Consider the following 14,339-nt stretch of genomic DNA (forward strand, 5'->3'; position numbering starts at 1 on the left):
AGCGTTAGCAGGGTTCGCCACGAAATAGCCGCAGCCCCCCCTATTGCTGATGACGGAGCAGCGTCATGGGGAGTTCCAACAGAATGATGAGTGAGGGGTACATCTCAATCGGGCTGCAAATTTCCTGAACTGTTGCGCGCCGCAGGCTTCTATCGGTAGACCGCATTGGTCATCCATCCCAGAATTTACTCCGGAGCGCTTGATCATGACGGATCAACCACAGAGCGACAGTGCATCAAGCCAAGAACGTCCCGCCAGCCGTGTCAGCGAGGGGCTGCCCTATCCGTTGGGCGCGACGTGGGACGGCTCGGGCGTCAACTTCGCGATTTTTTCCGCCAATGCCACGAAGGTCGAACTGTGCCTGTTCGACGCCGATGGCCAGGCAGAAATCGAGCGCATCGCCCTGCCGGAATTCACCAACGAGATCTGGCACGGCTACCTGCCCGACGCCCGCCCTGGAACGCTGTATGGCTATCGCGTGCATGGCCCCTACGATCCGGCAAACGGTCATCGCTTCAACCCCAACAAATTGCTGATCGACCCCTACGCCAAGCAGATCTCGGGGGAGTTGCAATGGGACGATGCGCTGTTTGGCTACACCGTTGGCCACGCAGACGGCGACTTGTCGTTCGATGAACGCGACAGCGCGCCGTTCATGCCCCGCTGCAGGGTCATCGACCCGGCCTTCACCTGGGGCAACACCGCAAAGCCCAATGTCCCCTGGGAAAACACGGTTTTCTACGAAACCCATGTACGCGGCTTCAGCAAACGGCATCCTTCGGTGCCAGAGCCTGATCGTGGCACCTTCGCCGCTTTCCACCAGAACGATGTGGTGGAATACATCCGCTCACTCGGCGTGACCTCCGTGGAATTGATGCCCGTGCATTACTTCCTCGATGACAACCACCTGCTGGAAAAAGGCCTGCGCAATTACTGGGGCTACAACACCCTGGGCTTTTTTGCCCCCCATGCGCGCTACATGGCGGGTCAGTCGATCGGCGAGTTCAAGATCATGGTCTCGCGCTTTCACAAGGCCGGGCTGGAGGTGATCCTCGATGTGGTCTACAACCACACGGCCGAAGGTAATGAAATGGGGCCGACCCTGTCGCTCAAAGGCATCGACAACGCCAGCTACTATCGACTGATGCCCGACGATGCGCGTTACTACATCAACGACACCGGTACCGGTAACACCCTCAACATGAGCCACCCTTGCGTCTTGCAGATGGTGACCGACTCCTTGAGGTACTGGAGTTCGGAGATGGGCGTGGACGGGTTCCGGTTCGACCTGGCGACCATCCTGGGGCGCGAGCCTGAAGGATTCAGCGAGGGCGGTGGTTTTCTCGATGCCTGTCGCCAGGATCCGGTCCTGGCCAAGGTCAAGCTGGTCGCCGAGCCTTGGGACTGTGGCCCTGGCGGTTACCAGGTCGGCAACTTCCCACCGGGGTGGATGGAGTGGAACGACAAGTTCCGGGACGTCTCTCGGGCCTTCTGGAAAGGCGACGATGACATGCTGGGCGACTTCGCGAAGATCTTTCTCGGCTCCGGTGAGCAGTTCAATCGACGTGGCCGCAAACCGGCTTCATCGGTCAACTTCATCACCGCCCATGACGGGTTCACACTCAATGACCTGGTCTCCTACAACGACAAGCACAACGAGGCCAACGGCGAAGACAACCGCGATGGCCACTCTGATAACAGGTCGTGGAACTGCGGTGTCGAGGGCCCGACCGAAGACCCTGAGATCATCGACTTGCGCTATCGGCAGATGCGCAACCTGCTCGCCACGCTGTTTCTTTCACAGGGCACGCCCATGCTCCTGGCGGGAGACGAGTTCGCGCGGACCCAGGGCGGCAACAACAATGCCTACTGCCAGGACAGCGAGATCGGCTGGATAGACTGGAATGTCAGTGAACAAAGCAGCGAGCTGCAAGAGTTTGTCCGATACCTCATCGAACTGCGCAACCGCCACCCGCTGCTGCGCCGCAATCGTTTCTTCACCGGCGAGTTCGACGAAAGCCTGGGCGTCAAGGATGTCAGTTGGCTGCAACCCGGTGGCGAAGAGATGGGGGTGGAACAGTGGCATGACGGCAGCAACCGCTGCATGGGGATCTTGCTCGATGGCCGTACCCAGACCAGCGGCATTCGCCGTGAAGGCGTCGATAAATCGCTGCTGATCATCGTCAACGCCCATCACGACGTGGTGAATTTCACCCTGCCGCAAGTGCCACAGGGGCAGCAGTGGATTCTGCAGCTGGACACCAACCAGGCGCAGATCGAACCCGGGGAATCGTTTTCGTTTGGCGATGAGTATCAGGTGACGGGACGCTCGATGCTGATGTTCGAACTGAAAAAACCTTCGACGAAAAAACGCAAGTAGGACGCCCCAGACAGGGGGATGTGCCAGGCACGGCATTTGTGTACGACGCCGATCTGTAGGAGCTGGCTTGCCAGCGATGGCGCCGGGTCAGTCGACATCGATGTTGGATGTCAGACCGCTTTCGCTGGCAAGCCAGCTCCTACAGATCTGCGTCACACCTCAAATCCAACCTACCCCGCAAACCCTGTAGGAGCTGGCTTGCCAGCGAAGGCGATCCCACCGATGCCATCGCCAGCAAGCCGGCTCCTACAGATCTGCGTCACACCACAAATCCACCACACCCCGCAGAACCCTGTAGGAGCTGGCTTGCCAGCGAAGGCGATCCCACCGACGCCATCGCCAGCAAGCCGGCTCCTACAAGTCTGCGTCACACCACAAATCCACCACACCCCGCAGAACCCTGTAGGAGCTGGCTTTGCCAGCGAAGGCGATCCCACCGACGCCATCGCCAGCAAGCCGGTTCCTACAGATGTGTGTCACACCACAAATCCACCACGCACCGCAGAACCCTGTAGGAGCTGGCTTGCCAGCGATGGCGCCGGGTCAGTCGACATCGATGTTGGATGCCAGACCGCTTTCGCTGGCAAGCCAGCTCCTACAGGGGTTCTTTGCCAGGCATGGCATTTGTGTGCGACGCCGATCAATTGTAGGAGCTGGCTTGCCAGCGATGGCGCCGGGTCAGTCGACATCGATGTTGGATGCCAGACCGCTTTCGCTGGCAAGCCAGCTCCTACAGGGGTTCTTTGCCAGGCATGGCATTTGTGTGCGACCCCGATCAACTGTAGGCGCTGGCTTGCCAGCGAAGGCGCCTGGTCAGGCGACATCGATGTTGGATGTCAGACCGCTTTCGCTGGCAAGCCAGCTTCTACAGGGGTTCTTTGCCGGGCATGGCATTTGTGTGCGACGCCGATCAATTGTAGGAGCTGGCTTGCCAGCTCCTACAGGGGGTCTTTGCCGGGCATGGCATTTGTGTGCGACCCCGATCAACTGTAGGAGCTGGCTTGCCAGCGATGGCGCCGGGGCAGTCGACATCAATGCCGGCTATTAGACCGCTTTCGCTGGCAAGCCAGCTCCTACAGGGGATCTTTGTCAGGCCCCAATCACTCGCGCATACACCGATCTGTCGATATTCCCCCCGGACAGAATCACCCCCACCCTTTTGCCCCGCATCGTTTCACGCTCCTGGATGAGTGCTGCCAAGGCGGCCGCGCCTGCTCCTTCGGCGAGATTGTGGGTGTCGGTGTAATACACGCACATGGCCTCGGCAATCTGCGCGTCCGTGACCGACACGATTCGCGCCGCACCGGTCGCGTACACGGCAAAGGCTTCAGCAATCGGCTTGCGCACGGCCAGGCCGTCGGCAAAGGTATCGGCCGAGGCGGTTTCGTGTATTGCACCCGCTTCAAACGACAACTTGGCGGCCGCCGCCTCACTGGAAACCACGCCCACCACCCGGGTCTTCAAGCCCAGCGCATCGCGGGCAGCGATGACCGCGCAGATCCCCGAGCCACAGCCAATCGGCACGTAGACCGTATCCAGGCCCGGCGCGGCCTTGAACAGTTCGAGCGCATAGGTGGCCACGCCCTTGACCAGCTCGGTGTGGAACGGCGGCACCAAGTAGAGACCATGGGCGGTCGCCAGGCGTGCGGCCTCTTCACGGGCCTCATCGAAATCGCGGCCAAACTCGACCACTTCACCGCCAAAGCCGCGCATGGCATTGTTTTTTTCCAGCGAGTTTCCCTGCGGCACGACAATCAGCGAGCGCAAACCCAGCGCCGTCGCCGCCAGCGCCAGGCTCTGGCCATGGTTGCCGCGGGTAGCGGTGACGATGCCCTGCGCTTCGGGATGAGTGCGCTTGAGCCAGTGCATGAAGGTAATCCCACCGCGCACCTTGAAGGCACCGGTCGGCGTGTGGTTTTCGTGCTTGACCCACACCGTGCAACCCAAGCGTTCGGCCAGCAAGGGCCAAGCGTACTGTGCAGTGGCAGGCATCACCTGGTAAACCAGGCCGGCGGCTTGTTCGATATCGTCGCGAGTCAGTCTGTACATGAGGTGTCTCCCTGAGGTGTTGCCCAGTGTAGACACGGGTTCCACTGGCCGGCTTTCAGAAAACCGACCTGACTTTTGCAGCCCCTTTTCACTACTATGGCGTTCATGAACCGTCACAACCGCCAGCAACTACCCTTGCCGTCTGAACCGGTGCGCCGCATCGAGGCCGGGCCATGGGCGATCGAATTGCTACCGGGCAGCGCCTACGCGACCCGCTATGTTGCGACCCAGGCGGCGATTGGCTTCGCTTTCGACAGCCAGCAAGGTCTGCACGCCATCGGCAGCGATCGGGTTCAGCCCTTCGTTGCCATGCCCAACGGCCTGGCGTTCGTCCCCGCGGGGTGTGACGTCTTGTCCGAATCCCCCACGGGCGGCGAATACCTGCGGGTACTGCGCACCGACGGCATGGCGCTGCCGGGGGATCGTGCCTTCAACAACCGCATCGATCCGCAGGCGACCGCCCTCGCCCTGCGCATGCGCGGCGCACTGTTGCAACCCAGGGTGGCGGACGATTGGGAGGCCTGGGCCCTCGCCTTGGCTGAACGGCTCAAGGGTAAAGACCCGTTGTCGGCACCACTGCAAGGCTCGATAACCGCCAGCCGGATGCGCTTGCTCGATGAGTTCATCGACGCCGGTCTCGGCGGGCCGCTGGGTGTCCAGGCGATGGCGCAGTTGCTCGGACTGTCCGAAGGCTATTTCATGCGCGCTTTCAAGCATGCGACGGGTAGAAGCCCCCACAGTTACCTGATCGACCGCCGCCTCGCCAGGGCGCGTACCCTGATGCGCGACTCGACCGCGCGGCTGGCGGAGATCGCCCACGCCTGCGGTTTCAACTCCCAGGCCCACATGACGACGGCTTTCAGGCAACGCCTTGGCGTGAGCCCGGCGCAGTTGCGTGAATATTCCAGGTTCCAGTAGCGCTGGCGAGGCTCAAGCCAGCAGCTCGGTGATCCACCGGGCCTGTCGGGCGATCTCCTGCACCTTGTCCTCGGGCACTGCCTGCCGCGCCCGGGCGAAATGGCTCAGGGTCTTTTGCTTCACGCGCAGCATTCGCTGCCACTTGACCAGGAACGCCGGGCTGCGGGCCAGCATTTGCAGCGGGCCGAAGTACAACTCCTCGGCGCTATACACCACCGGTCCGGTACGCTCGGCGACAATGATCTCGTAGTCGAAGCGATTTTCCCGCAGCACTTCCTCGCAGAGGATGCGGTAGCCATTTTCCATCAGCCATTGCCGCAGCGGCTGTTCGCCGCCATTGGGTTGCAGGATCAGACGCTCCTGGCCGCTCAGGTGCGCCTTGCCGCTGTCGAGGATGTCGCGGATCGTTTCGCCGCCCATGCCGCACAGGGTGATTGCCGTTATCTGGTCTTGCGGCTCGATCGCCGCCAGGCCATTGGCCAGGCGCACCGTGATTCGCAGGTCCGGGCCGTTCTCGCGCACGGTGCGTTCGGCTGCACGGAACGGCGTCAACGCCACCTCGCCGGCCACCGCCGCCGCAATGACGCCACGGCGCAGCAACGCTACCGGCAGGTAGCCGTGATCCGAGCCGATATCGGCCAGGCGCGCCCCGACGGGCACATGCGCTGCCACACGCTCCAGGCGCATGGACAATGTCTGTTCGTTCAACTGCAGCCCCTTTCCACCGCGAACGTCCGGCACCCTTGGCCGAATCGGGGGCGATTCTGTCGGTTAATGCCGTGCATTTCAAATACAGGCGACCAGGGCCCCATGACTGTTGATCGGCCGCACGCCCGCCTGGGCCCGGGCCGTCTAGACTGAACAGGCACACCACAGGTTGCCAGCCGCCTGATTCAGGGGAAACGGGATGACCGCTATAACCGCGCGCCAATGCACGTCATGGGTCCTGCCCTCCCTTATCGCCATCAACCTGGTGCTGGCGGCGGGATGTTCAGGCAAGTCCTCAACAGCCCGCTACTCAGCGTCGAACATGGGCTCAAGCTGCTATGCCAAAGCCCTGCCCACTGCCGGCGAAGGCGGCCTCGCCTGGGGCAACACCTTGAGCATCGCGCGGCAGAAATCCCTGAATAACTGCATCCGCTATGCCGGGCGCTCTGGGGGTACGCCCAGTACCTGCCAGGTGGTGTTGTCGGAGTGCAGGCATTGATCTTGTAGGAGCGAGCTTGCTCCGGGCGGCGTTGCGACGAAAAACCTGAGAGCACCGCGCAGTGTCAGGCTCCCGGAGTCATCGTTAACCTCCATCGCCGGCAGGCCGGCTCCCACAGTAGATAGGGTTACAACCGTAGATCGGGTACCGCCGCGCCAGCGCCTACACGGCCTTGGTCATGGCAATGCCTTTTCGCCCCAGTTGCTTGACTCCGTACATGGCCTGGTCAGCCGCCTTGAGCAAGGTATCGAGCGTCTGGCCATGCCGTGGACACAGGGCAATGCCGATACTGCACGAGAGCGTGATCTCGCCCCCGCTGGTAATGATCGACTGACCGATCGCCTCGAGCATCTTCGAAGCCTTGATCTCGGCGTTATCAGGCTCGGCCAGGTCGGTGACCAGCACCACGAACTCATCGCCCCCGTAGCGGGCAACGGTGTCCCCCGTACGCGTGGCCCCCAGCATGCGACTGGCCAGCGCGCGCAAGACCTGGTCACCGACCTCATGGCCGTACCGATCATTGATGTCCTTGAAATGATCCAGGTCGATCAACAGCACGGCAAACGGCACCCGGTCGCCCCTCCAACGGGATTGCGCCTGCTCGAAGCGTTCGGCAAACAGATAGCGGTTGGGCAGATCGGTGAGCACATCGTGGGTGGCCAGGTAGGCCGAGCGCTGGTGCTCGGCGTCTGCCCGCTCGAGCGCCTTGAAATGCCGGATCAGCAGCAGCGGGATCAAGACGAACGCCGCACCCAATATCGCCAGGATCGCCAAGGCTTGCCCGGTCAGGACGTCGGCCAAGCGCAACTGACGCTCGAACAGCAACGTCATCGGCTGCGAGGCGCTGTGAATCTCCACCCGCTCTTCAAGCAGGGGCAGGAAAAAACCATCGATCAATCCGGCATCCGAGGTTCCCGTCGCGAAGACATGGCTTTGCGTGCCGGCAGCGGTCTGCAACACGGCGCGGATGTGGACTCGCGGGTCGACATTCGCATGAACCACCGCATCCAGCAGCGATCCCGTCCTGACCAACAGCAAGGCGACCATGGTGCTGCCGAAGAAATTCGGCCGGGAGCTTTCGCGCACCCGTTCAGGCCGGCTGACCGACTGCATCAGGATGAACGCATCGCCGCCTTCATACATGGAGAACACCGGCGAGACCACCGGCTTGGGATTGTTGTACGTGCGGGCCAGCGCATGGGACAGATAGCCGACGGTTTCCAGCCTGACGCCGTAGATCGCATTGGCCTCCGACAGCACCGGATACATGAACAGCACTGGCCACGTCTCTCGCAGAAAGGCCTGGTGCCGGGCAGGCTGGCGGGTCAGCGTGGGAAAATCCTTGAGCGTGAAGTCCGGCCGCCAGGTGCGGCGCAGCAGTGCTTCGAAGGCTGACTGCTCGGCCACGGGCACCGCGCGTGCCGCTTCGAGCATGTACAGATGCGGGTAAGCCGCCATTACCGCGGCGGCATAACGCGCCGCCGCTTCGGTGTCGCTCTGATCGACCGCCTGGAGAAAAGCCGAAAAACCGGCCAGTACCGCTTCGTTGGTGTCGAGCTGATTGCGCACAATGCCGGAAATGTTCTGCACGTATTCGGAGAAGCGCGTTTCCCGGCGTTGCGTTTCCGACTTGAGCAGCAACAGCGCAGACAGGCCCATCAGGCCGACGGCCAGGAGAATGAAGCCTGCAAAAGCACGGTGGCGCCTGGTCACTCGCGGCCCACCTCAGCGCTGCCCGTTCTTCTGCGCCGGGGCGGCATACCACTGGTCCCGGGGCACCCGTTTCTCCTGTTCCGGGTCGCCCAGATAGTGCGGCGACATGATCTGCACCTCGTATTCGTTGAACACATCCTGGATGTTGGCGTGCAACATGCTCAACAACACCGCGCGCGGGCGTGGCTGGCTGGGGATGGCCTGGGCCACGAGGCGGTACTCGGGGTAGAAATCCGACAGGGCTGTCTGGAACACCTGCGCCGGCGGTTCCTCGAGGACACCCGGGGTGCGCCTGGCCGCTTCCAGGAGCATCGCTTCGACCTGGCGCCACGGCGTGTCGTAGCCGATGGTCACCACGGTGTCGACCACATAACCCGGGCCTTGCACGGTGCGCGAATAGTTCTTGGTGACGGTGGCGGTGATCATCGAATTGGGCAGCGTCAGCACTTCGCCAAGGCCTGTGCGAATGCGCGTGGTGAACATGCCCAGTTCAGTCACCGTGCCTTCGTATTCGCCAATGCGCACGAACTCGCCGGGGCGCAAGGTGCGGGTGTAGGTCAGGATCAACCCGGCCGCCGCCTGCCCGACCACGCTGGTGGCGCCCAGGGAAATCATCAGGCCGATCAGCACCGACAAGCCCTTGAACGCATCGGTGCCGGCGCCCGGCAGGTAGGGATAGGCCATCGCCAGGGCAAACAGCCAGATCGCCAGCGACGTCAGGCGTTGGGTCGGTTGCAAGGTTTCCTGGTTCAACCAGCTGAAGGTGCCGGGCGTGGCCATGCGCCGCAGGATCCGTCGGGCAAAGGCCGTGGTGCCCCGGGCAATGAAGAAGATCGCCAGGGCCACGCCCAGTCCCGGTATCGCGCCGACGATGCCCTCGAACAAGTAACCGGCGACTTCCAACAGATAGTTGTTGAGGCTTTCACCCCAGGGCCGGGTATAGGGAAACCGCGACAGGACAAAACCCAGCCATTCGTAAGTCAGCAGCAGCACCACGAGCCAACGCAGCAACGCCAACAGGCGGCTGACCAGCGGATACAGGTAGTTGGCATCGATCACCTGCACCCGTCCGACTTTCAGGGCCTGGGTGTGCCGGTGCATCAAGTCCGGCAGTTTTTTCAGCAAGCGCCGGCGCAGGTACGCCATGCCCCAGAGCAAGGCCACATAAATGCCGGTGGCCAGCGCTGCGCCAGCCAATGACCTGAGAATCAGATGCAGGCTGCGGGCTTCCCCGGTTTCGGCCACCACCTGGCGCAGTTTGTCGGCGGCACTTTCCGCCGCCTGCCTGACCGACTCGAACTCGCTGGCATCGACATCCTTGGGCGACACGATAAAGGCGCGCTTGGCGCCCAGCAGCACCAGGTAACTGTCCTGGATGGAATCGAGGGTGACCCGCAGATCGTCCGCGTCATCCAGCGCTTCGTTGATCGCCGTCTTGGCCCGCTTGACCCGGGTTTGCGGCGTCTCACCAAGCAGCGCGCCGCGAAAAACCATGATGCTGCGGTTGGCGATTTTCAGTTCCGCTGGCGTAGGCGCAGGATCCAGCGGTTTCGCCGCGTCCTCGGCCCACAGCAATACCGACCAACACATCGCGAACATGACGATCAATGGGGTGAGCAGCCTGCTCCGCATGCGTCGTTTTTCCTTACGTCACAGGGTTCTGGACAGGGGTACGTATCGCAGCGTAGTCCAGCGATGAACGGTTGTCAGATATCCGCCACTCAGTTGGGATCCAGCAGCCCGCCGTTCCAGTTGCGCGACGGGCGACTGCCGGTGAACTTCGCCACCCCCATGCCCTGGGCGATCAGGCGATCGCGATAGCGTGTGACCAGGCGCCCGGTCTGCTCGGCATACAGCACCACTTCGGAGGACGAATCGCCGGGGCGGCGCAGGATGCGCGCGAAGCGCTGCCCTTGCTCGACGAGATCACCCAGTTGCTTCTCGAAGATCAGCACCCCGGGCTGCGGCGCGAGAATGGTCTCCATATGGCCCATCTCCACCACCTCGACCGGCCAGTCGGCGGGTGCCACCTCATCCTCGATCACCCCATAAGCGCAAAGCCAGGCATAAAGCCCCTGGGCATCCTGCTCGGCGAAATGGTCGCTGACGTCGCCCTGCCCGCGCAGCTCCAGGGTCGCGGCCATGCGTTGCGCAGTCGTGCCCTCGCGCAGCCAGGGTGCAATGACGGTCTCCTCGAAAGAGCCGTCGTCGCCGTCATCCCAGATGATCGCCACGTCCATGCGCAGCGCCGCCGCCAGTTCACGGCCACGGGGCCAGAAACTGCGGTGCACATAAAGGTAGGGCAGCGCTTCGTCATCGGTGTGCAGATCCAGCACCACGTCCGCCGGCGCCGCCAGTTGCACCAGTTTCTTTTGCCACGCCTGCACAACGGTCGATGGTCGCTCCATGGCGGCCGACTGATCGAAGCCGCGGTTGAAGTTATGCCCGGTCGCATCGTGATAGCGCCCCAGTATCCGCCCCTGGCGAAACTGGCCGATGCCCAGCGGGTTGGCTTGTGGCACCACGGTCACGCTGCCTTTGAGCCGGCCCTGTGATTGCGTCACTTCGAGACGTTGCATCAACAGGTGCAGTACCAGCATGCCGGCGATTTCATCGGCATGCACCCCGGCCTGCAAGTGCACCTTCGGCCCGCCCTCGGCGCCTTCGAAGCGCCAGGCGCCGACTTGAACCGGATCACCATTGTTATTGCGAACGTTGAACGAAATATCCTGGGCCATCTGCTTGCCCTCCTGTCATTGATCGACGACACCCGCCCGGCCACCATCGGGTTTGCGCTCGTGCGCTTCGGGATAAAGGGGCTGCGACACGGAGCATTCGGCGCCGACCACGTCCTGCTCCGGGTGCCGACCGAAAATCATCGCCAGGGTGCCGCTGACCGCGATCAAGCCGGCGCCGATCATCAACGACACATCCATCAGCGTGCCCCAGATCAGGCTCGACAGCAGGAACGCCCAGATCAGCCCGGTGTACTCGAACGGCGCGAGCACGGTCGCGGTGGCACGCTGGAAACTGGCGAACAGCAGGAACTGGCCAATGCCGCCCATCAGTCCGGCGCCGAGCATGCCCAGCCAGGCCGGAGCCGGTGCCGGGGTGTGGGTCCAGGGCAACGCCAGTGCCATGCAGATGACAAACACCACATTGCTGATCAGCATCTGCTCCAGCACCGAGGTCTGCTCATCCACCTGGCGCAACTGGATATAGGTGAACGCCCAGCACATCGCCGCCAACAGCGTCAGGACGATCGGCAGCGGATCGGCCATGTTGCCCGGGCGACAGGCAATCACCACACCGATAAAGCCGATGATCAGGGTGAACCACTGCCAGCCGTTGACGCGCTCCTTGAGAATCGCCGTCGCCAGCACCGTGACCATGATCGGTGCAGAGAAATACAGGGTGGTCATTTCCGCCAGGGTCAGGTCACGGGCCGCCGTGTAGTACAGCAGCCAGGCCGCGATCGAGAGCAAGCCGCGCACCACCAGCAGCCGCCGGCTGGACGAGCGCCAGGCGCGCCGCACCAGTTGCAAACGGCCGATCAGCAAACAGGCGAGCACCACCACCAGGGCACGCCAGAACAGGATGGTGAACACCGAATAATCGGCCACCAGCCACTTGATGCCGGCATCCTGCAAGGACAGGAACGCGTAGCCCAGGGTGCACAGGCCAATGCCTTGCAAGGAACGGTCAACCACTGGCGTGCTTTTCATCATGCGGACCTGCGAACCGGGGTGCCACGGCGCTCGAAGAAGGCGAACAGCGCCTCGATCAGGAACGTCAGGCACACGTAGACACCGGCCACCAGCAGCAACGGCTCATACACTTGCAGGGTTTGCGCGCGCACCACGTTGGCTGCGCCCAACAGATCGATCACGGCAATGGTCGAGGCCAGGGCCGTGGATTTGAGCAACATTACGGTTTCCCCGGCCAGGGTCGGCAACAGCAAGCGCAGCGCCCGGGGCAACCGCACCCGCAACAGGGCCTGGCGCGGGGTCATGCCAAACGCCGAGGCCGCTTCCATTTCGCCCTTGGGCACCGCCAGCAGGCCGCCGCGGATCACTTCGCCGACGTAGGCCCCCACCGATACCACCAGGGCGAACACGATGTACCAGTAGCCGTCACGCAGGTACGGCCAGAGGAAACTGCCGCGAATCAGCGGGAACTGCGCAAACAGGCTGCCCAGGCCGTAGTAGAAAATGTAGATCTGGATCAGCAAGGGGGTGCCGCGGGTCACGCTGGTGTAGAACAGGCTGAGCCTGGCGATGACCTTGTTCTTCGAGATCCGCGCCAGCGCCACCAGCACCGCCAGGACAAAACCGAACACACTGGAAATCACCAGGATCAAAAGGGTCGTCTGCAGTCCGCGGACCAACAGCGACGCGTATTCAACTATCCACGCTGGCATCATTTCATTCTCTCTGCCGGTTCAGTCAACAAGCGGCATCCAGCGACGAATGCGTCGCTCGAGCCGGCCCGACAGGTAGTTGGACACCAGCGTCACCGCGTAATACAGCGCCGCGGCGGTGAGGTAGAACAACAGGTAATGACGGGTCGAACCCGCCCCTTGCCGGGCGGTGTACAACAGCTCGTTGGTGCCGACCACGCTAATCAGGGCGCTGTCCTTGATCAGGTTGATCCACAGGTTGGCCATCCCCGCCATCGCATAGGGCGCCATGATCGGCAGCGTCACGCGGCGGAACAGGCCGAAACCGTGCAGGCCGAAGGCTTTCGCCGCTTCGATCTGGCCGAAGGGAATCGCCTGGATCGCCGCCCGGAAAATCTCCGACGCGTAGGCGCCCTGCACCAGGCCCAGCACCACGATCGCCGCCAACGGACCGCTGACATTCACCGCGCCGTAACCCAGGGTTGCCATCAGCGAGTTGAGCAGCATGGAGCCGACGTAGTACAGCAACAGGATCAGCAGCAGCTCCGGTACCGCGCGGAACAAGGTAGTGTAGCCGCGAGCCAGCGCTGCAATGGGTCTTGGCCCGCCCAACTTGAGGCAAGCCACCACCAACCCGATGGCCAGCCCGACCAGGAAGGCACCGGCGGAGATCTGCAGGGTCATCAAGAGCCCTTTCAGCAACGCCGTGCCCCATCCTTGCTCGCCGAAATTAATCAAATCGAACATTGCTGGCATTTCAGTCTCCTGTTACGTATTGCTAAACCCTTGTAGGAGCTGGCTTGCCAGCGAAGCTTCTGGCGGCCTCAAGGCCCCCTTCGCCGGCAAGCCGGCTCCTACAGGATTTGTGCCGGGGTCAGAACGCCGGCTTCACGCTCGTGCCGAAGTAGCGCTGGGACAGATCGTCGTAGTCCTTGCTCGCCAGCAGTTCCTGGATGGCCTTGTCGAGCTTGGCCTTGAGCTCGGTGTCGTCCTTGCGCAGGCCAGCGCCCACGCCCTTGCCGAAGATCGGGTCGTACGGCACGGCGCCGAGGTAGGCCAGGTCCTTGGCGTCCGGGGTCTTGACGAAGGCTGCCATGGCGGTGCCGTCGGCCATCATCAGGTCGATGCGCCCGGCGATCAGGTCGGCGTTGGCCGAGTCCTGGGTGTCGTAGTACTTCACGTCGGCGATTTTTTCGTAGTAGGTCTTCAGGTAGCTGGCGCTCACCGTGGAGTTCTGCACGCCGATGGTCTTGCCCTTGAGGTCATCCGGGTACGTCTTCACCGAAGCGTCCTTGGGACCGACCACGGCGATCACCGAGTCGTAGTACGCCTTGCTGAAGGCAATCTGTTTTTCCCGCTCCTGGGTCACCGACATAGAGGAGAAGATCACGTCGATCTTCTTGGCCAGCAGCGACGGAATGATCCCGTCCCACGCCACTTCCTTGATCTCGCACTCGGCTTTCATTTCGCTGCACAGCTTGTGGATAAGGTCCACTTCAAAGCCCTTCCATTCGCCGTTGGCCTGTTTCTCGGTGTAGGGCGGATAGGGTTCGGCCGCGACCGCAAAGCGGATCGGCTGCGCTTGGGCCGCGCTCATGCCAGCCAGCAATACGCAGGCTGCGCCGGTCAACCAGTGTGCAAAACGTCGATTTCCCATGGTGTTTTCCCGTCTT

Annotated in this window: 12 protein-coding genes; 3 read left to right on the forward strand and 9 right to left on the reverse strand. The window is 62.5% G+C overall.

Annotated elements, in window-relative coordinates:
• Window positions 1-205: 205 nt before the first annotated feature.
• Window positions 206-2,380 carry a glycogen debranching protein GlgX gene (gene glgX, locus ACYP2Q_RS03065; RefSeq protein WP_459729120.1) on the forward strand — a complete coding sequence of 725 codons (2,175 nt, stop codon included), beginning with the start codon at window positions 206-208 and terminating at the stop codon, window positions 2,378-2,380.
• A gap of 1,089 nt (window positions 2,381-3,469) precedes the next feature.
• Here glgX and ACYP2Q_RS03070 read toward each other — a convergent pair.
• Complete coding sequence (locus tag ACYP2Q_RS03070; RefSeq protein ID WP_459729121.1) at window positions 3,470-4,429, reverse strand: threonine dehydratase; 960 nt, start codon at window positions 4,427-4,429, stop codon at window positions 3,470-3,472.
• Window positions 4,430-4,525: 96 nt separating this feature from the next.
• On the opposite strand from ACYP2Q_RS03070, the gene ACYP2Q_RS03075 reads away from it, so the two are divergent.
• Window positions 4,526-5,347, forward strand: coding sequence for a helix-turn-helix transcriptional regulator (locus tag ACYP2Q_RS03075; protein WP_459729469.1), 822 nt, complete (start codon window positions 4,526-4,528; stop codon window positions 5,345-5,347).
• A 12-nt stretch (window positions 5,348-5,359) separates the two neighbouring features.
• On the opposite strand, the gene ACYP2Q_RS03080 is transcribed toward ACYP2Q_RS03075, so the two are convergent.
• Complete coding sequence (locus tag ACYP2Q_RS03080; RefSeq protein WP_459729123.1) at window positions 5,360-6,055, reverse strand: tRNA (adenine(22)-N(1))-methyltransferase; 696 nt, start codon at window positions 6,053-6,055, stop codon at window positions 5,360-5,362.
• Window positions 6,056-6,254: 199 nt separating this feature from the next.
• Between ACYP2Q_RS03080 and ACYP2Q_RS03085 the strand changes: the two genes are divergently transcribed.
• Window positions 6,255-6,554, forward strand: a complete 300-nt coding sequence (locus tag ACYP2Q_RS03085; RefSeq protein ID WP_459729124.1) for a hypothetical protein — start codon at window positions 6,255-6,257, stop codon at window positions 6,552-6,554.
• 162 nt (window positions 6,555-6,716) lie between these two features.
• Here the strand turns inward: ACYP2Q_RS03085 and ACYP2Q_RS03090 are convergent, their stop codons facing one another.
• The 7 genes from ACYP2Q_RS03090 to ACYP2Q_RS03120 form a co-directional block, all read right to left on the reverse strand.
• A complete protein-coding gene (locus ACYP2Q_RS03090; protein ID WP_459729470.1) occupies window positions 6,717-8,213 on the reverse strand; it encodes a diguanylate cyclase domain-containing protein in 1,497 nt (498 codons plus the stop codon).
• A gap of 66 nt (window positions 8,214-8,279) precedes the next feature.
• Entirely contained in the window at window positions 8,280-9,899 is a 1,620-nt protein-coding gene (locus ACYP2Q_RS03095; protein ID WP_459729125.1) for a mechanosensitive ion channel family protein, read from the reverse strand.
• A gap of 89 nt (window positions 9,900-9,988) precedes the next feature.
• A complete protein-coding gene (locus ACYP2Q_RS03100; RefSeq protein ID WP_459729126.1) occupies window positions 9,989-11,005 on the reverse strand; it encodes a M14 family metallopeptidase in 1,017 nt (338 codons plus the stop codon).
• Between the two features lie 15 nt (window positions 11,006-11,020).
• Window positions 11,021-11,995, reverse strand: coding sequence for a DMT family transporter (locus ACYP2Q_RS03105; RefSeq protein ID WP_459729127.1), 975 nt, complete (start codon window positions 11,993-11,995; stop codon window positions 11,021-11,023).
• Window positions 11,992-12,690 carry an ABC transporter permease gene (locus ACYP2Q_RS03110; RefSeq protein WP_459729128.1) on the reverse strand — a complete coding sequence of 233 codons (699 nt, stop codon included), beginning with the start codon at window positions 12,688-12,690 and terminating at the stop codon, window positions 11,992-11,994. The genes ACYP2Q_RS03105 and ACYP2Q_RS03110 overlap by 4 nt, the downstream gene beginning before the upstream one ends.
• Before the next feature lie 18 nt (window positions 12,691-12,708).
• The gene (locus ACYP2Q_RS03115; protein WP_459729129.1) at window positions 12,709-13,422 is read right to left on the reverse strand and encodes an ABC transporter permease; all 714 of its coding nucleotides are present in this window, start codon (window positions 13,420-13,422) and stop codon (window positions 12,709-12,711) included.
• A 118-nt stretch (window positions 13,423-13,540) separates the two neighbouring features.
• Entirely contained in the window at window positions 13,541-14,323 is a 783-nt protein-coding gene (locus ACYP2Q_RS03120; protein ID WP_459729130.1) for a transporter substrate-binding domain-containing protein, read from the reverse strand.
• Window positions 14,324-14,339 lie beyond the last annotated feature (16 nt).

Source organism: Pseudomonas sp. MHK4, from assembly GCF_054600775.1.